Raw genomic sequence first — 18,922 nt, 5'->3', positions numbered from 1 at the left:
ATAAACGAGCAAGAGGCTCACCGCGCCACTCTTGTCGCCAAGATGCCGGACTTAAGTACAACGGCTATTAAAAACTATACTGCGTTGCGATAATCTTCCCTTATTTACTGTTATTCATTTGTGTCCGTTATTCATGATTCATACTGCTGGTAATTATTTGTTATGACATCCCCCGTTGCTCACCAAAATATCCGGGTAAAACTGGAAAACAACCAACTTCTACTCGTCTCCGGACCGGATGCAGGAAAATTCCTGCAAGGCCAAGTCACATGTGATGTACGTGAGCTAGCAAATCCCATCACCCTGCTGGGCACACAATGCAACCCTAAAGGCCGTATTCTGTTAAGTTTTCGCGCCTTGCAGATGGATGCTGAAAATATCGCCTTGCGAATTCCCACATCGATGCTGGACAAAGCGAAAGCATCGCTCGGCAAATACATTGTGTTTTCAAAAGCCAAACTGGTAGATGCGCGCGACCATTATCATCTGCTGGGGTTGTATGGTGAAACCGCAGGAGAAGTTGCAGCGCAATGGTTTGGCAAACTGCCCACGGATATCAACGGCTGGGTTGAGAAAGATGACAGCTACCTTATTCAATTGGCAGCAGACCGCTATGAATGTTGGGTGTTAGCAAAAGATTTTGAAAACATGAACCGGCAGTTTGCGCGGCAAACCACCGAACGTGATATCAACGATTGGCAATTGCTCGATATACAAGCGGGTGTTGCCGACATCATTCCCGAAACCGTCGAGCTTTTTACGCCGCAAGAAATTAATTACCAGTTGATCGGCGGAGTGAATTTTCGCAAGGGCTGTTACACCGGCCAGGAAATTGTGGCGCGCCTGCATTATCGCGGGAAACTAAAACGCCATATGTACCGTTTTAGTAGCCTCGGAAATACTTTGCCTGCACCCGGCAGTGCATTGATTAATTCGCAAACCCAGCAGACATGCGGCCATCTCGTTGCGGCTGCTGCAAAAGAAAATAATTCATTTGAGATATTGGCATCGCTTCTGGATGAACAATTGAATGAGGTGCAACTGGAAGGCCATCAGGAAAAATTAAGCTTGATGCCGCTTCCCTATGCTATACCTACAGCAGAAGAAAAAACCGAATAGGCTTATGCAGGATCAAGAATGAACCCTATTGTTGAGAAAGTCCGCCAGGAAATCATCACGGCGATTAAAAACGATCAACTTGTGTTGCCAACCTTGCCCGAGGTCGCCCTCAAGGTCAGGGAGGTCGCCGATGATCCCGATGCCGATATTGAAAAATTAACCAATGTGATTGGCAATGATGCCGCCTTGAGCGCGCGGATTATCCGCGTTGCCAATAGCCCACTGCTACGTGCCAGCCGTGCGATTGAAGATTTACGCACAGCACTTATGCGTCTGGGAATCCAATATACCTGCAATATCGCGACAGGCTTGGCGATGGAACAAATGTTTCAGGCAACGTCAGATTTGGTTGATATGCGCATGCGCGATGTCTGGAGCCGCTCCAGTGAAGTCGCGGGGATTAGCCATGTGTTGTGCAAACATTACACGCGTTTGCGCCCGGATCAGGCAACCCTTGCAGGCCTGGTGCACAAGATCGGAGTGTTACCAATACTGACTTACGCTGAAGATCATCCGGCCTTGCTCAAAGACAGCCTGACGCTCGATGCAGTGATTGACCACTTGCATGCACCGGTTGGCGATTTGATTTTGAAAACCTGGGGTTTTCCCGAAGAGATTGCCCACATTCCAACACAGCACATTAACTTCACCCGCGACATCCCCAAAGCTGATTATGGCGATATAGTCACTGTGGCGATGCTGCAAAGTTATTTGGGCACAGATTCTCCGATGGGCAGAGTGGATTACACCAAAGTAAAAGCCTTTGACCGACTCAAACTTGACCCCAACATGCACATTAGTGAATCTGAAGATCTGAGTGGCGAGATGGAAGCAGCGCTGTCATTGTTGCTGTAAACAAAATAGCGAACTCGGCAATAGTAATCACACAGCAGAAAAACAACCCAACCGAAATGTAATAAAAATACGGGCAGGCGGCCTAAACCACTTGCCCGTCATTCTCTTTTTTGTGTTGCAATATCGCTCAAGCGCGCGCTGCATCCGAACGGAGAAACAAATACACCATCGCGATTAATGCCACCAAAACCAACAGTGATCCTCCACTCAGCAAAGGCTCCAGTTGTTCGCCGGAGGCAAATTTACCGTAAAGAAGAAATAACCCGGTGAGCATCGCAAACACACCAATTTGATGCAGATAAAATTGAATACGCGCCAACACACCATGCCCATTCGTCAGCCATAACTTATGGCAAAGCGCATAAATAAATGTCACTACAAATCCCAACAACATAATGTGTGCATGGGTAACCAACTGGCTATGGTTGTGGGTAGCCGCCATTACAATCCCCAACACAATTCCCAGCACCGCATAAATTAATCCTGTAATTGCAAATTTCCTATCCATTTTTGATCTCCACATTAACGACAACAATATCAAGCTTCCGCAAGAAGCTCTGTTTCTACCAACGCTTGATTCAGTTTTTTCCATTCACGCTCATTCATAAGCGGCCTTAGCATAGTTACCAACATAGTGACTACGCCTTCAGGTGCCGCTTCAGCAACCGAGGACAAAACTTCTACCCGTTCACTATGAGTAATGTTTGGCAACATTATCATCATTGATTGCAGATTCTCTTCCGGGGTTAATGATGTAACCAATCGTTGATGAATATCATGAATTTGTGCATCACTAAAATGCTCCCACAACAATTCAGCGTTGTAGGTTTCCTCTTGATTCATATACATAAAATTATCCGCAACAAACAGCGAAAAATCGGCATAGAATTTTAATAACGCATGTCTTCTACGCAGCGCAGGCAGTTTTTTAATCAGTGCGATATCTTCACGCAGCGTGGCGATTTCACGCTCATGTTGCACATGATCGCTTTCAGTTTGCAAAGGAGTTTTATGCAAAACATTTATCGCCGCATGAATAAATTGATTTTCATGCGCTAAGTGATCAAGACAAAACTGCAATAGATGTTCACAGGCATTCAGCTGTTGGGTAACCGCATCGGTATCAGTGTCATCAAGTCGCCCTAATTCCACTAAATGCTGGCAGAGACTGGCACGCAGCCCTTTATGGATCAGCGTATAAATATTATAACGGGGATTTTTCATCATTAACCTCAGGTTCCATTGAGTCACTATTCACTGTGGATAGTGGTTTAAGAAATGTGGATGTTTATTGCTATCAGGCAATGAAGCTACCTTAGCAAACCAACTGCCACCAATTTCCTAAATCATTCATAACAGTTTCCTAAAATTTCCCTAAATTGGGCCGCCAGAGTGCCTATATAGCGCAAGAGAATCTGTAATAATTTGTGTTTTTACGGAGGGATCGATTGAGCATGCTGACCAACAGGAATATGATCTTTGCGCTGGCAAAAACGCTTGCTGCAAACCCATGTCACTTGGCAACAATCGTCTTCACCCAACCTTACTATTCACTCAACATACCTATTCATCATTGCACCAGGATAGTCATAATTGGATAACCAGAAATGGATAGAGCTGACTTCAACAACAACATCCTCCACTGCCTATCCGAAGAGCAAGCCATATTTATTTGCTCTGGATTATCTATGACTGCAAGCTCACGTGACGGCCGTTTTATTCCCTCAATCAGCCGGGTGTTAGCCTGTGCGGTTAATGAATCGCGCAATCAGTTGCGTATTATTGTGGTGAAATCCCAAGCCTTGCAGTTATTGCTCGACATTAAAGCCAGCGCTGAAATTGCTGTCGTTTTTAGCCAACCATCGAGTCACAGGACACTGCAAATAAAAGGAAAAAATACGCATCAAAGTGAACTTCAGGATGGGGATATCAACTTGATTAATCAATCTATTCGGGGGTTTGCCGATAATCTGGCATCCATTGGTTACCCACGCGAATTCGCCCATGCCTTTCATCACTACTCGCCCGATGATTTGGCTGCTATCAGTTTTACGCCCGCCGCATTATTTGAACAAAGCCCAGGCCCTGATGCGGGCAAAGCCCTGGCGTTTGGCTCATGATAAGGCTCGATCAAATCCGGATATGTCTGGAGGGGCTATTACCTTCCATGCTCGCTACTTGCGGTGCGGATGGCACTCCAAATATTACCTATGTATCGCAAGTACACTACGTTAATCCGAATCATGTCGCACTGACATTTCAATTTTTTAATAAGACGCGGCAAAATATTTTAGCCAACCCACAGGCAACCCTGTTGGTGATTGATTTACAAACCGCCGCAATGTATCGCCTCGCCCTGCTCTATCGCCACACAGAAACATCCGGCCCGTTGTTTGAAAGTATGAAAGCCCGCCTTGCTGGGATCGCCAGCAGTTCAGGAATGGAAAATGTATTCCATCTGCAAGGCGCGGATGTCTATCAAGTAATGGATATAGAAGCCGTTGCCGGGATGCAAAAACCGGTGGTACCCCAGGCTCGCCAATCACAACTTTATTTACGCGAAGCATTTTGCGCGATGAGCCGCGCACAGGACATGGCCGAATTATTTGAATGCTGCATGAATTCACTTTCGCAACAATTGCAAATCGAATACGCCATGCTCTTGTTGTCCGATGAAACAGGAAAAAAACTGTACACGTTGGACACGCGCGGTTACTCACAATCAGGAATAGGCGCAGAAGTGCCAATAGGTTATGGAATCATAGGTACAGCGGCGCAATATCGCACACCCATCCGGATTACACATGTTGCGATGGAATACACCTATGTACAAGCAATGCGTGATTACTTACAACACGAGCAAGACACAACGGGGCTGGAAACACACATTCCTTTTCCCGGATTAACATTACCGCGCAGCCAGCTTGCCATGCCGATTTTGGATAAAGACAAGTTGCTGGGGATTATCTACGCGGAGAGCCCTAAAGACGAATTTTTTCACTACGAACATGAAGATATGCTCGCCTGTCTCGCCTTGTTTTTAGGCCAGATGATCGTAAAGCTACAAGCATCTGAATGCTTGAATATTTATCGTGGGGATTTTGAAAAATCTATTCCCGACAAAAAAATTGATGCCGCATCTACAAAAGAATCCAATCAGATGCACATACGCCCGCAAGCACCGGTATTGATCCGTTACTACCGACAAAACCACAGCATTTTTCTTGATCAGGATTATTTAATAAAAGGGATTGCAGGTGCCATTTTATGGCGTTTATTACAGTTGCATACCAATGAAGGGCGCTGTCATTTTAGTAATCGTGAGTTGCGTCTTGACCCACATTTAAAATTACCTGACATTGATGACAATCTTGAAGCGCGATTAATTTTATTGCGCCGCCGTTTGGAAGAGCGCTGCAGTTTTATGCGTTTAGAAAAATCCGGGCGCGGTGCTTTCACGCTGAACCTGAACACACCGCTTACCCTGATTGAAATAGATAGTCTTTAAATTTCCCGCACCCAAACATCACAGTGATGTAGGTAATGTTTTCTCTTTCAGCAATGTTTGTAAAAACGTGTGATGAGCCTGTTGGTTATGCTCGCCCGAATAAGGCAACAGAATCCAGGTTTCACTTGCCGACATGGTTTCTTGTGGTTTGAGTGTTTTATAAGGGGCATGCACTTCCAGCTCCAATAAACCCTGCTCAGGCCGCTCGTTTAAAAACTCCTGATACAACTCCACCTGCCCTTGCTCTGGATGAATTGCGCTTTTAGGTTGTAATGCAAAAGTAATCAACAACACCTGTTGGTCACGGAATGCAGCCAACCAGCCTTGTGAAGGTTGGATAAACACTTTCCCTTTACGGCCTTGCTGTTCAGACGCGTCATTTTTTAATGAAAAAAATCCATCGCGGTAATCGTGCGCCAAGCGGCCATAGGTTTCATCGGTAAAATGTTCAACCCGCACATCCTCAAGACTGGCAACCGGAACATAGACAAAAGTGCTATGGGGAACGCGTGTGTTGAACCAGATATCCCACGCCACTTGAGTATTGCGGATATTTTTGGCGCTCACATTTAATTGCAGCTGATTAGGTTTTCCATCGACTAACGCAAATTGTTTTTGAAAGGACACCCCCGAAACCGGACTATTGGAACCCAGCATGGTGACTTGTTGTGCTGTCTGTTCCAATAATTGATTTTTAGCCAACACCAAATAAGGATCGGGCGGCCATATTGCTTTTGCTGTGCGCCGTTCATCATTCAGTAATTGATGCTGCCACCACTGGCTCTGCGGCCCAACCCATACTTCGTGCCCCATATAACCAATGTTATAAGACTTGGGCGATACAGGTGGATTGGGCATTGTTTTCACAGCATCACCCACAAGCAAAAAATTGGGTTGCCCTTGCAGGTTAACAGACAACACACGGCCACCAATGTCCGGTGTTATTTCTGCCGCAATCGTATTATTACCCAGCGTAATGCGGGTTACTTCAGCATCTTGCGCTGCAATTGCAACATCACATACAGGTAAAGAGAACGACATAAATAAAATCATCCTTTGCAAAAAAGTGTTGGCTTTAGTCATGTTTGATCTCTTCTGGATTTTTCAGGATTGTTGTATTTGTCGGAATTGTTGTCAGGCTATTCACAGCAAAAAACCTATGAATTAAAGCAACGGTTTTGAATTTAAAATCTGTAACATCTGTTGTAAATGCACAGAACATTCATACCCCAAAGGAGTCAAGTAACCGCCGTCAATCTGGCTGATCAATTGTTTTTCATACAAACGGCGTGTGGCATTAATGGTATCGGGTGAGGCATCGGAGTGAACTTTTAAACCAGACTGGTTGGTGCTGGTATCAAACATACGCAGGACTTGCATCTCGGCAACGATTTCAGGTGAGAGTGGCATTTTGTTGCTCCATTATTATTGATTGATAAAAAGTTATTGGTAAATAAAAAGTGATTAATGAGTAGCAGGCTATTTGTAATCAACTATTAATGACGATCAACATGATTGGCTAAGGAAAACGTTTCGCACTTCATCAGCAATAATAGCAGCTCCCTGCTCTACTGTAGTTGCATCCTGACAATAGGTCACGCGGATACACTCATGCTTGTGCTGCCAATCATCTGCAAGCCCGGGAAAGAAATGATGACCAGACACCACTAATACACCGCGCGCTTTTAAGCGTTGATATAGCTCTTCGCTGCTAATCGGTAGCCCCTTAAACCACAACCATAAAAAAATCGCCCCTTCGGGTTTGTGGATATAACACGGCAAATCACCCGAGTGCTGCTTAAAGGTGGCCACAGCATGTTCCATGCGTGCGCGATAAAACGGCGCGACGATTGTGCGCCCTAGCTGCAAAATTTTTCCATCTTCCAACAAATGCCGCGCGATCGCAGGTCCGAAATTTCCGGTCGCCAAACTTAAAATCGTATTGGCCTTGGCAAAGGCATCAATAATCTCCGGGGCTGCAATCACAATACCTGTGCGCGCACCGGGCAACCCCAGCTTGGACAAGCTCAATACCAAAATCGTATTGTCATTCCAGTGGGGCTGCGCATCAGTAAACAGGATATTGGGGAAAGGTGTGCCGTAAGCACCATCAACAATAAATGGAATCTTGTGCTCACGTGCCAAGGTGTCCAGTTTAAGTAATTCATCATCACTGATGACATTGCCCGTGGGGTTAGTGGGGCGGGATACACACAGCGCACCAGTTTCCGAGGTGATTGTTAGTTGCGAAAAATCCACATGGTATTTGAAAAAACCATTAGGCAACATTTCAATACTGGGGCGGGTGGCGGTAAAAAAATCGGGATGGATCCCCTGATCGCTATAGCCCAAGTATTCCGGCGTGAGCGGCAGTTGGATGCGTTTGATACTGCCGTCGGGATATTCCCCCGCAAACAAATTAAACAGCACAAAAAAAGCCGATTGGCTGCCGTTGGCCAACGCAATATTCGCGCGCGCAATTGGCCAACCATATTCATTGGCCAATAACCCTGCCAGTGAATCCAATAATTGCGCATCGCCCTGAGGGGGCTGATAAAGCCCTAGCAATTGATGGGTTTCCTGCGGGCTCGCAAGCGTTGCACGCAAGGCATCTTCAAATACCTGCTCCATCGCCGGGATGCGTGCCGGATTGCCGCCGCCCATAAAAATCATATCGGGATTCACCCGCAGGGCTTCGCCTAAATCGTCCATCAGCGAGACAATCCCCGCATCTGAACAGAGTTTTTTACCAAAGCGGGATAACTGAAACGAGGGCGATTGCGGAACAGAAGACGATTGCATGGAAGAAAACCAGATTGTGGAGGCGAGTAGCCAAGGGCGCGCAATCTAGCGGGTACAACAACAAAACACTAGCGCGATTAAATCAGGCCAAACTTTTTCAGGGTTTCGGATAACTTCTCAGGGTTGACCGGCTTCTGGATAAAATCTATCGCGCCCAATTGGGTAACACGGGTATGGGCGGTTGGTTGGATATCACCGGAAATAACAATAATCATCGCATCAAGACCTTCTGCCTTGACCGCTTCAAGTACCTGGTAACCATCCATCTCGGGCATCGTCAGATCGAGAAATACCATTTCACCCTTGCCTTCACGGATAGCCTGCAACCCCTCGGCACCGTTGGTAGCGAAGGTGATGTCGACATCCCAACCTTCTGGCAAGGAGCGCGCGACTTGTTTGCGCGCCATCATAGAATCATCACAAATGAGCAGTGGTGTCGCCATGAAAACACATTATTCTCAGTAATGGACGCAAACCGCATCCGTTAATCATAGTTATCGATGAGTATAGTCAGGGTTTTTGTGCCAAGAAGTTTTTTTACCCTCCTTTGCGCTGATTTATTCATTTATTCGATGGCACTACTACAACAGATCAAATTTTAACCCCGGAGGATTCTGCTGTTTCACGGCGTTCAACAGACTCGAATAGATCACTTACCTTGCGATCCAGTATCGCTGCCTGGGAGCTGTCAACCTGACCCAGCAAATCAGCCGCCTCTTTACCCCAGGGTAACTTGGCCATATGGGTGCGCTCTTGCGGTAATTGATGCGGCAAACCAAGGGTGTCAGCAAGTTGCTGGATGGTCAGGTGGTCAAGGTTCTTACTGAGCAGATAGTGACCTTGATAGTTGGCGCTGATGATCCGGTGTTGTACCAAGGCATCGCGGATGCGCAACCATTGTTCTGCCGCCAACCCCTGATGTAATAGCTCGCGTTCAGGAACCGCAGTACCGCTGAGTGATGCACTGTAACAGCGCCACAACACCAGAAGGCTCGCGAGCAAGTCGGGATAATTGCGATCCCTCAAGTCTATTTGATGGGCACTGATGGTATGGACAAACACCGCTCCGCCCAACACCACAGTCCAGATCAGATTGACCCACAGCATAAACAGAGGCAGTGCAGCAAAAGCGCCATACACCAGCGTGAAAGATGAATGCCCCACAATCCAGCTAAATGCCGCTTTCAGCCCCTGAAACCCCACCGTTGTCACTAAGCCCCCCAACAACGCATGACGGATTGGCACTTTGCAGTTGGGTACAGCGGCAAATAACAACGTAAACGCAGCACAGGTCAGGAGCCAGGGGGCTAGCTGGAAAACCCATTCAAAAACGCCAAGGCTGTCATATGTCCCTACCAACAACCTGAAAGACGTCAGATAGGTGCTCATTGCCAATGCCGCCCCCAGTAACAGAGGTCCCAGGCTTAAGATCGCCCAATAGAGTAAAAAGTTGGCGACCCCTCTTCGCCCGCGTGCCACCCCCCAGATAGAGTTAAAGTTTTGCTCAATATTTTTGAGCATCAAATAAGCCGACACTAGCAAAAACAAGAGTCCGAACAGGGTAAGCTGACGTGCCTGCGCCGAAAATTCGGTCAGATAGCGGCCCAACTCCTGTTCACTATTGGGCAAAAAGTGCTGGAACAAAAGTGATTGGAGTTCGCCGCCCAGATTTTGGAAAGCCGGGATGATCGAGAACATGGAATAAGTCACGGTCATCATAGGGACAGTCGCAAAGAGCGTGACATACGTGAGCGATGCTGCACTTTTTTGGCAAGACTTGGCTTGATATTGCCGTACCATCAGACAAAAAAATCCGCGCAACCAACGGTAATATCGGCGCACGTAATCATGGATGGACGAGAGGCGAATACGCGACAGGGGCATAACGTTAAATCCTTAAACCAAGTCGGGGCGCAACCGTTATAATCGGCCGCAAACATTAAAGATACAAATAGAGACACCTATGATTACACTTTATCACAACCCCCGCTGCTCAAAATCACGCGAGGCATTGGCCTTGTTGCGCGAGCATGGGCACGAGCCCGATATTGTCCTGTATTTGGAAACACCACCCACCAGCAAAACATTAAAAGCGTTGCTGGCCACACTGGGAATCAGTGCGCGCGATTTATTGCGCAAAGGGGAAGAGGTTTACAAAACATTGAACCTTGCAGATGAGTCACTCAGTGAAGCCGCGTTAATCAAGGCAATGGTAGAAAATCCGAAATTGATTGAGCGGCCAATTGCGGTCAATGGCGATAAAGCAGTGATCGGACGTCCGCCCGAAAACGTTTTACACATTATTAATAGTAAGCATTAATTGTCACTCTGATCGGTATGCGAGACCGTCTGCGGCATGGATGCCGCAGTCGAGCCTACATGGATGTATTCACGGCGTGTCTCGCATACCGATCAGAGTGATGATTGATGCTTATCAAATTGAATGAACGATATTTCTATGACACCTTATATTTTAATTTTGTATTACAGCCGCAATGGTTCCACCTTTGAAATGGCCAAACAGATTGCCCGCGGTGTGGAGCAAGTCACTGGTATTGAAGCGCGTTTGCGCACAGTTCCAGCGGTGTCCCCGGTTACCGAAGCGACTGAGCCTGCAATCCCTACCAGCGGCGCACTCTATTGCACCGAAGACGATCTAAAACATTGCGCAGGTTTGATTCTTGGCAGCCCTACGCGCTTTGGCAATATGGCTGCACCGATGAAATATTTTCTCGATGGCACCAGCGGCATTTGGTTAAACGGCAATTTAATCAATAAACCTGCAGCGGTATTCACATCTACTTCAACACTGCACGGAGGACAAGAATCCACACTGCTTTCCATGATGTTGCCGTTATTGCATCAGGGTATGGTGATCGCCGGAATTCCCTATAGCGAGCCCGCTGTCAGCAGTACTCGCACAGGAGGCACGCCGTATGGCGCATCCCATCTAGCCAGCGGTGATACCCCAAACAAACTGAGCAACGACGAAATTGCACTTTGCCAGGCATTGGGTAAACGTGTCGCAACCCTTGCCCTGCAACTGCATTCTTAATTTATTCACAAGGTTTCTTTATGACTCACACACCTGAACATGATGATCAACAACTCAACGAAAAACCCAAAAAAGTGATTGTCATTACCGATGAAGATGCAGTGGTACTGAAAAAGAAATTGCGCACAGGAAAAGCAGTCACACTGTTTAGCTTCGCAGGTCTGTTAATTATTTTTACACTGCTCAACCTTACCAGCGAAAAAAGCAATTTTGTTTTCTGGTTGTTTCAAATGTTTCCGCTGCTGATTTTTATCCCGCTGCTGCGCAAACCAACCCATCGCACTTATAGCTGGCTGTGTTTTGTGTCGCTCATGTATTTCGTCGGAATTATTCCGTTACTAATGGGCAGCTGGAGCCTTTCCTATTGGTTGATTACCTTATTAGTGTGTAGCTTATTCATCGGCGCAATGATGACAAGCCGCTGGCTGCAATATTGGAATTATTATCTATCAATCAAACAAGCGTAATTTTTTTGGTGTGACTTTTTAGCATGAATTTTTAGTGTGATTTTTAGTGTAAACGTTAGACATTATGTTTAACGAATATAGCATCCATAGGTTATTGAGCCGTCATTCTTTAAAAGGAAAATAGTGTGTCTGTAAATCACTACGAACCGCCCACAGCATCTTCACCAACCACGTCCAGTGGCACCCCACATATGCGCCCCAACGTCCAGGCTTCCGGTAAAAAGCCGGGAGCATTCCGGCGTTTTTTCAGCGGCATGGGCGCGGGCATCACCTGGTTGCGCAACACGCTGTTGAATACTCTATTTATTATCGTGCTGATTATTTTCATTGCCGCTATCAGCTCAAGTGCTCCACCACCGCTACCGGACAGTTTTGCATTGCGTGTTGCACCAACAGGCCTGCTGGTTGACCAACGCAGTTATATCGACCCTGCCAGTATTTTGTTATCTGATGACGATCCGGAAGAAGCCGAAACCCGAGTAAGTGATCTTGTCGAGGCAATCAACAAAGCATCGACTGACAAGCGCGTCACCATGATCGTGTTGGAACCTGGCCGCCTGCTCGGTGGCGGCATCAGCAAGATGAATGAAATTGGCCAAGCCCTGGAAAATTTTAAACACGCCGGAAAAAAAATTATTGCCGTTAGCGATCATTATTCACAAGACCAATATTATCTGGCCAGCTTCGCGGACGAAATTTATTTACACAATATGGGAATGGTTGAAATTACCGGTTACAGCCGTTACATGAATTACTACAAAACCGCGCTGGATAAATTGGGGGTAACTATTCACGCGTTCCGTTCGGGTAAATATAAAGACTATCTGGAACCTTACTTGCGCGACGATATGTCTGCCGAATCGCGCGAGCACAATGCGCAATGGATCAATGAATTGTGGTCTGGCTATGCCCAAAAAATTGAGAGCCTGCGCCGCTTGCCGCCGGGCAGCATTAACGATTATGTGAATAACGCCGATGCCCATTTGGCACTCACTGCAGGCGACAGCGCCAAACTCGCATTAGAAAAAGCATTGGTGGATAAAGTGGCATCGCGTCAGGAAATGGAACAAGCCCTGATAGATACCGCAGGCAAAAGCAGCGAAGGCAATTGGTATAACGGTGTAGGCGTCAAAAGTTATTTAGCCAACATCCGCAAAATGCCCTCACTGGAACCGAATAAAATTGCCGTTGTTGTTGCATCCGGCGCGATTGTGGATGGTCATCAACCCGATGGCAGTATCGGCAGTGAAAGCATGTTGGAGCTGCTGCGTCAGGTGAAGGATGACAAAGCCGTAAAAGCATTGGTTATTCGTATTGATTCCGGTGGCGGTAGCGCATTTGCGTCTGAAATTATCCGCTCGGAAATTATTGCCTTACGTGAAAAAAATATTCCTATTTATATTTCCATGGGAGCGGTGGCTGCATCCGGCGGTTATTGGATTGCAACAGCAGGCGATAAAATTTGGGCGCAACCGACCACTATCACCGGTTCAATCGGTGTATTCGGTGCATTCCCGACATTGGAAAAATCGCTGGAAAAAATCGGCGTTTATACCGATGGAGTCGGCACCACTGAATTGGCGGGTACGCTAAGGCTGGATCGCCCACTGACGGAAAAAGCCAGCAAAGTGGTACAACTGGGCGTCGATAATATTTATCAACGTTTTATTACACTCGTCGCTGATGCACGCAATCAGGAAGTTGATGCGATAGATGCAATTGCACAAGGCCATGTCTGGACGGGAAACAAAGCCAAAGAAATTGGTTTGGTGGACGAATTGGGTACGCTCAATGATGTCATTACCGCCATTGCGCAAGCAGCGAACCTCAGCAGCTACTCGGTAGAGTTTGTGCATCGCCCACTTTCCCCCAAAGAAGAATTTTTGCGCTCGCTGACGGAAAGCCAAGCTGGCAGCCTGATGCCACAATCTTTTCTGGAAAGTTTTTCATCTCTGCAATTATTGAACACACTGACTCCAGCATTAAAGCCACTCAGTGACCTGCAAAAAATGAATGATCCGCAAGGTATTTATGTGCAGTGTTTGGATTGCGTAGCGCCTTGATTTTGTTTTCAAGAGATTATCGATTCAATGGATTTGGTTACGTTAGTCAGCTTATTAAATGCCAGTGTACTGTCAGTCGCGATACTGGGGTGCTTGATGTTTATCATCACACCCGCGTATCGCGGTGTGTGCATACTGCTGGGGTTGGTAATCCTGGCAACACTCACGAACATACTTGAAGATTTACACATCTCACGTGAGCTGCACTTAATTTCACCCGTTTTCATGCTGGGTTATGGTCCGGCTTTTTATCTTGCGGCCAAGCGCTTGATTATCGGGCCTGTAGATTACCGGTCAGCCCTGCATTTCTTGCCGATGTTATTGGCACTCCCCTTCACCGATCATCCGCAAACGATTATCGCGCTGGGCACACTCTGGCGTATGGTTTATGCGCTTCTCACATTGCAACTGATTATTGGATTTAACCGGCAGCTGTCCATGCAGCGCTCGGACGCGAACGAAGTATCATTGACCTGGCTCGGCTGGTTAGTTGGGGTATCAACGCTGTTTAGTGCACTGGATCTGTTCAGGCTTAATTTCCAACCTGAGTTAGGCGCACACCTGAATATGATCGGCTATGCAACGAGCCTGTTTATTTTTTTAATGGTTTTATTCTCGTTGATACTTATCCTGAACCACCGCCGTGTAGGATTGGAGACTATCGCCAGTTCCATTGCCCTTCCCTCAACAATCATTACCTCCGCCTCATCCGGGGATGAAGCAAAAGAACGCGCAGAATCAGCTGCAGATTACCAACCGCTTTTTGCCATTCTTGATAATGAAGTCCGTACACAAAATTGGTATACCCACCCCCGCATAACCTTGAACCAGCTTTCCGATTTATCGGGTTTGTCTACGCGGGATATTTCCAGAAGTATTAATTTAGTCGCGCAGATGTCATTCAATGATTACATCAATCAACATCGTGTTGAACACATTAAACGCAGCTTAGCCGGGCATGCCAAGGATTATAAAATCAACCTTACCGATCTTGCCCTTGCTGCCGGGTTCAGCTCAAAAGCCACGTTTAATCAGGCGTTCAAAAAAGCCACAGGCATGACACCCAGCGAATATCGCGGTGTGCAACAAACCCAACACGTCCAGAATCAGGATTCTGACCGTTTAATATCAAGGAAATAGACGAGTTCAACTGACATTTCTGAAAAAGTGCTTCCACCTAACAACGAGGAAGCACTCATGAAAATATCCATTCTCTTTATCACGCTTTGCCTTTCTGCAATCGCCAGTTACTCCTTACCTGCACATGCGACTAGCACAGAAAAAAATACCAATACGCCGCTGTACATCGACAATATTAATATTGTTGATGTCACTACCGGAAAAGTTTTAAAGAACCGCCAACTGAAAATCCGCAAAGGCAAGATCATCGCTATTAACGCAGCTCAAACGCCTATTACGGACGGAAGCCATGAATATCTGGATGGTAAAGGGCACTACGCCATGCCAGGGTTAATTGATATGCATGCCCATGCTTATGACTCTGCCGCATTTGTTATTGCCCTCTCCCACGGAGTCACCCATTTACGGCTTATGAATGGCGTGCAGGAACATTTACTCTGGCGTAAAGAATTGGAAAATGGCAGCAGGGTTGGCAGCACTATTACCGTCAGCAGCCCGATTATTTCCGGCTTTACAGATGCGCACATGCATTACTCCGCTCAAACACCAGCAGATGCCATAACTGCCGTCACAACAGCCAAACAACTGGGTTACGATCTTATAAAAGCCTACGGCAATTTAACGGCTGAGGTGCTGAGGGCATTATTGCTTGAAGCAAAAAAGCAGAACATTCCAGTTGCCAAACATGGTCCTCACCCTGTGGTGGATATGAACTGGAATGAATTGAAAGGATTGCAATCACTGGAGCACGTTGAAGATATTTACCAAGGGCCGCTGAATTACCAAAATGATCAAAAAGCATTGGATGAAACAATCGCTACACTAAAAACACTCAACACACCGGTTACTCCTACGCTGAATATCTACTGGCAACTAACCCAAATCAGCGATCAAAAACAGACTTTTATTGATACTTTGCCAGAAGGTTATATTTCCCCTTTGATTGAGTTGCAGGAAAAACACAATCAACTAAAACGCTGGATCAATAGCCCGCTAGAGATGGCCTTGCACAATAAAAAAACACTGGCGTTTTTGCAGGAAATTACCCTGCAATTATATAAAGCAAATATCACGCTTCTGGTCGGTTCGGATTCTGGTGTGTTGTTATCGCCACACGGACTTGCCACCCATAAAGAAATGGAATTAATGCATCAGGCAGGCCTACCTATTCTTGAAGTGTTGCGCGCAGCAACGATCAATCCTGCCAAAGCACTGGAAAAAGAATCACAATTGGGAAAAATCGCCGTGGGCTATAACGCTGATTTAATTTTGTCAGAACACAACCCACTGGACACATTGGCAACACTTAAAAACCCGGTGTGGGTTGTCAAACAGGGCCGTATTTTTTCCAAAACCGAATTAGAAACGTTACGGCAACACGCGATTAACGAACGCAGCCTGTGGCAAGAAATGCGCATACTATTAAATGCAGGCATAAGTACAGGTGTAAGCACAGGTACAAACACAGGTACATGCACCTGTATAAGTGCCGATAAATAATTGTCCGTTACTGGCAGCCCTCCATGCTGGCAATCCAGGCTTCAATGATTGCCACACCCTCTTCGTCAACCAAATGCGATCCCAGCGGAGGCATTTGGTTTTGGTCACGCACTTTAATGCGTGCCAGTAACACAGAACGTGCAGGTTCACCCGGCATGATGAGCTGTGCATTACTAATCCCCATATCTCCTGCAGCGGGTGGCACATGACAAGTTTGTGTCGCGGACAATGCAGTCATAAAACGTAAATCGATATTTACCGGAGTTGGGCCTGATGGGCGGTGGCAATTGCTGCAGTTGCTGTGCAAATAACTTCGTGCACGCTGTGCAATGCTTGCTGTGGTGTCTGTTGGTGAGATTAAGGCTTGTGCTTTTTGTTGTGAGGTGATGACATTGGTAAATAATTGAATATGCGAAAGCGTATCCAATTGGTTGGCATTAACACCGGTTGCTGAATACACCATTGAATTATTCAACTGTAACGTTTCCAACCCCAATACAAAATTGGCGGCTTGGGTATGGCAGGTCAGGCATTGGCCTGCACTGGGATATTGCCAGACAATACCCTCAATATTTTTTTCTTTGGCGTCACTTAATAAAACCGCATCGGTTTGGTCATCGCGCCATTCATAACTAAATCCTTGCCACCCTAATTCTCCCTGCGCAAACAAACGGGTTTCAATTAATTTGTTGCCCAATTTGAAATGCTTCATTAACACACTGCCAACCGGAAATAAAAAATCACCGTCATTGTTCACATTAATGCGGGTATTGTTGGGCAAGGATAAATAGCGTTCTTTTTCAGCGGAGTCTGACCAAAAAGGCACTTGCACTGTGTAAGGAATCATTCCCGCTGCAGGCAATCGCGGATTGTTGGCGTTAACACAACCGGTTTGCGATAAATTTCTAGCCATACTTCCCGGCTGCATAACACCACCGGTCATCTGCATTTTTACGATTTGGGTTCCTGCACCTGATTGACCCAGCGCATACAATTCTCCTGCATTATCCTGCGCGAACGACACTACACCCGCAGGTGCATTATCATGCTCATTCACACTCAGACTGCCATCATTATTGCGCGCGATGGATTGGGTTGTATTACGACAATAATCCGTGAAGAAATAGTTGCCGTAGGCGGCAGGATACTGTGTACCGCGATACACATAACCACCAATGACCGAACAAACACCGGTGTTGTGGCTGATCGATAATACGGGTTTGATTTTATTTGCCGTTGAACAATTAGGCCGGCCGGCGTAGCAGTGATCGCCCTCCATATCACCCCAGCCATAATTTCCTGCCCGTGTCACAAGATTGATTTCTTCCCAGTCTCCCTGACCCACATCGCCAACCCATAATTCATTTGTCAGGCTATCAAAACCAAAACGCCAAGGATTGCGCAAACCATAAGCCCAAATTTCCGGAGCACTACCCTCGGCAAAAGGGTTATCCGGAGGAATAGCATAGTTGCGCCCATCGCTGGAATTATTCACATCAATGCGCAATATTTTGCCGAGCAAATTATTCAAGTTCTGGCCATTTTGTTGTGGATCGCCACCACTTCCTCCATCACCGGAAGCAATATACAAATAACCATCATGACCAAACGCAATGTGGCCACCATTATGGTTGGCGTAAGGTTGGTTAAAACGCAGCAAAATAATTTCTGATCCGCGCTCGATCATGCCATTTTGCAATACAGTAAAACGTGAAATGCGCGTCTCTTGATTATTGTTGTTATTGCGGCCGATGTAATTGAAATACACATAAGGCTTGCTGGCGAATTGCGGATGAAATGCAATTCCCAGCAAACCGGTTTCACCGCCGGAAAAATCCACACGGTCTTCAATATTTAACACTTCTGTTAATGCATTCGCCGCTGGATTATTGGCAAAACGCACCACCCTTCCCGACTGACGTGTCGCATACCAATAATTGTCATCACCGGGAATTTGAATAATATTGGTAGCGCTCTGGATATTCGGTAACGAAGGGAATGCGGCCTGCCATTGAAGATCGCCCGCTGTACCGGTATGGACTGGCGCAGGAGCGATGCAGGTTGTATTCGATGGGCGCTGTAACAAACCCGATACAACACTGGCTGAAGATGAATTTATTGTGGATGCTACAGCAGATGAAGCAGCCAAACTGGCAGAGGGATTCGCCGATGATGGAGATGTTTTACCGCCTGAACTGCCACCACCGCCACAGGAAATCAGCAATAGTAAATTGGAAATAACCAATAACGCTTTTACGCAATTTTCCATGGCAATCACCTCATGAAGCAACACCAATGAACAACATTCCGCTGCATGATCCTGCGTGATGGTTTACTTTTTTGGATCATTACGCGCGAAATAAAAGCCAAGCGGAAATAGCCTATAACCTCAATCGTTTTCTTTCTGTGGTAA

18 protein-coding genes are annotated in these 18,922 nt (G+C 46.5%); 10 read left to right on the top strand and 8 right to left on the bottom strand.

What is annotated here, in order from left to right:
* Positions 1 to 162 precede the first annotated feature (162 nt).
* Entirely contained in the window at positions 163 to 1,119 is a 957-nt protein-coding gene (locus B2739_RS09580; protein ID WP_331345639.1) for a hypothetical protein, read from the top strand.
* Positions 1,120 to 1,137: 18 nt separating this feature from the next.
* A complete protein-coding gene (locus B2739_RS09575) occupies positions 1,138 to 1,974 on the top strand; it encodes an HDOD domain-containing protein (protein ID WP_331345638.1) in 837 nt (278 codons plus the stop codon).
* 127 nt (positions 1,975 to 2,101) lie between these two features.
* On the opposite strand, the gene B2739_RS09570 is transcribed toward B2739_RS09575, so the two are convergent.
* Together B2739_RS09570 and B2739_RS09565 are read right to left on the bottom strand one after the other, a co-directional pair.
* Positions 2,102 to 2,482, bottom strand: a complete 381-nt coding sequence (locus tag B2739_RS09570) for a TonB-dependent receptor (protein ID WP_331345637.1) — start codon at positions 2,480 to 2,482, stop codon at positions 2,102 to 2,104.
* 29 nt (positions 2,483 to 2,511) lie between these two features.
* On the bottom strand, positions 2,512 to 3,201 hold the full coding sequence (locus tag B2739_RS09565; protein ID WP_331345636.1) for a hypothetical protein: 690 nt from the start codon (positions 3,199 to 3,201) through the stop codon (positions 2,512 to 2,514).
* A 461-nt stretch (positions 3,202 to 3,662) separates the two neighbouring features.
* Between B2739_RS09565 and B2739_RS09560 the strand changes: the two genes are divergently transcribed.
* Together B2739_RS09560 and B2739_RS09555 are read left to right on the top strand one after the other, a co-directional pair.
* Positions 3,663 to 4,094: a hypothetical protein gene (locus B2739_RS09560; protein ID WP_331345635.1), complete on the top strand. Its 432-nt coding sequence runs from the start codon at positions 3,663 to 3,665 to the stop codon at positions 4,092 to 4,094.
* The gene (locus tag B2739_RS09555) at positions 4,091 to 5,482 is read left to right on the top strand and encodes a GAF domain-containing protein (RefSeq protein ID WP_331345634.1); all 1,392 of its coding nucleotides are present in this window, start codon (positions 4,091 to 4,093) and stop codon (positions 5,480 to 5,482) included. Before B2739_RS09560 ends, B2739_RS09555 begins: the two co-directional genes overlap by 4 nt.
* 18 nt (positions 5,483 to 5,500) lie before the next feature.
* On the opposite strand, the gene B2739_RS09550 is transcribed toward B2739_RS09555, so the two are convergent.
* The 5 genes from B2739_RS09550 to B2739_RS09530 all read right to left on the bottom strand — a co-directional run bounded on the left by B2739_RS09550 (position 5,501) and on the right by B2739_RS09530 (position 10,168).
* Positions 5,501 to 6,565 carry a DUF4380 domain-containing protein gene (locus B2739_RS09550; protein WP_331345633.1) on the bottom strand — a complete coding sequence of 355 codons (1,065 nt, stop codon included), beginning with the start codon at positions 6,563 to 6,565 and terminating at the stop codon, positions 5,501 to 5,503.
* Between the two features lie 81 nt (positions 6,566 to 6,646).
* Entirely contained in the window at positions 6,647 to 6,892 is a 246-nt protein-coding gene (locus B2739_RS09545; protein ID WP_331345632.1) for a TIGR02647 family protein, read from the bottom strand.
* A gap of 96 nt (positions 6,893 to 6,988) precedes the next feature.
* Positions 6,989 to 8,284 (bottom strand): valine--pyruvate transaminase, encoded by a 1,296-nt coding sequence (locus B2739_RS09540; RefSeq protein WP_331345631.1) that lies wholly within the window; start codon positions 8,282 to 8,284, stop codon positions 6,989 to 6,991.
* 77 nt (positions 8,285 to 8,361) lie between these two features.
* Positions 8,362 to 8,727, bottom strand: coding sequence for a response regulator (locus B2739_RS09535; protein WP_331345630.1), 366 nt, complete (start codon positions 8,725 to 8,727; stop codon positions 8,362 to 8,364).
* A gap of 148 nt (positions 8,728 to 8,875) precedes the next feature.
* Entirely contained in the window at positions 8,876 to 10,168 is a 1,293-nt protein-coding gene (locus B2739_RS09530; RefSeq protein WP_331345629.1) for a YihY family inner membrane protein, read from the bottom strand.
* A 79-nt stretch (positions 10,169 to 10,247) separates the two neighbouring features.
* Here B2739_RS09530 and arsC point away from each other — a divergent pair, with 79 nt between their 5' ends.
* The 6 genes from arsC to B2739_RS09500 all read left to right on the top strand — a co-directional run bounded on the left by arsC (position 10,248) and on the right by B2739_RS09500 (position 16,509).
* Positions 10,248 to 10,604, top strand: a complete 357-nt coding sequence (gene arsC, locus B2739_RS09525; RefSeq protein WP_331345628.1) for an arsenate reductase (glutaredoxin) — start codon at positions 10,248 to 10,250, stop codon at positions 10,602 to 10,604.
* Positions 10,605 to 10,742: 138 nt separating this feature from the next.
* Positions 10,743 to 11,339, top strand: coding sequence for an NAD(P)H:quinone oxidoreductase (gene wrbA, locus B2739_RS09520; protein ID WP_331345627.1), 597 nt, complete (start codon positions 10,743 to 10,745; stop codon positions 11,337 to 11,339).
* A gap of 20 nt (positions 11,340 to 11,359) precedes the next feature.
* Positions 11,360 to 11,806 (top strand): DUF2069 domain-containing protein, encoded by a 447-nt coding sequence (locus B2739_RS09515; RefSeq protein ID WP_331345626.1) that lies wholly within the window; start codon positions 11,360 to 11,362, stop codon positions 11,804 to 11,806.
* A gap of 125 nt (positions 11,807 to 11,931) precedes the next feature.
* Positions 11,932 to 13,869 carry a signal peptide peptidase SppA gene (sppA, locus tag B2739_RS09510; RefSeq protein ID WP_331345625.1) on the top strand — a complete coding sequence of 646 codons (1,938 nt, stop codon included), beginning with the start codon at positions 11,932 to 11,934 and terminating at the stop codon, positions 13,867 to 13,869.
* Positions 13,870 to 13,965: 96 nt separating this feature from the next.
* Entirely contained in the window at positions 13,966 to 15,009 is a 1,044-nt protein-coding gene (locus B2739_RS09505) for a helix-turn-helix transcriptional regulator (protein WP_331345624.1), read from the top strand.
* A 57-nt stretch (positions 15,010 to 15,066) separates the two neighbouring features.
* Positions 15,067 to 16,509: an amidohydrolase family protein gene (locus B2739_RS09500; protein WP_331345623.1), complete on the top strand. Its 1,443-nt coding sequence runs from the start codon at positions 15,067 to 15,069 to the stop codon at positions 16,507 to 16,509.
* A gap of 7 nt (positions 16,510 to 16,516) precedes the next feature.
* On the opposite strand, the gene B2739_RS09495 is transcribed toward B2739_RS09500, so the two are convergent.
* On the bottom strand, positions 16,517 to 18,778 hold the full coding sequence (locus B2739_RS09495; RefSeq protein ID WP_331345622.1) for a PQQ-dependent sugar dehydrogenase: 2,262 nt from the start codon (positions 18,776 to 18,778) through the stop codon (positions 16,517 to 16,519).
* Positions 18,779 to 18,922 lie beyond the last annotated feature (144 nt).

This window comes from Cellvibrio sp. UBA7661 (assembly GCA_002483365.1).
GTDB lineage: Bacteria > Pseudomonadota > Gammaproteobacteria > Pseudomonadales > Cellvibrionaceae > Cellvibrio.
Note: the sequence above shows the minus strand (reverse complement) of the source record. Positions and strands in the feature narration are given on the sequence as shown.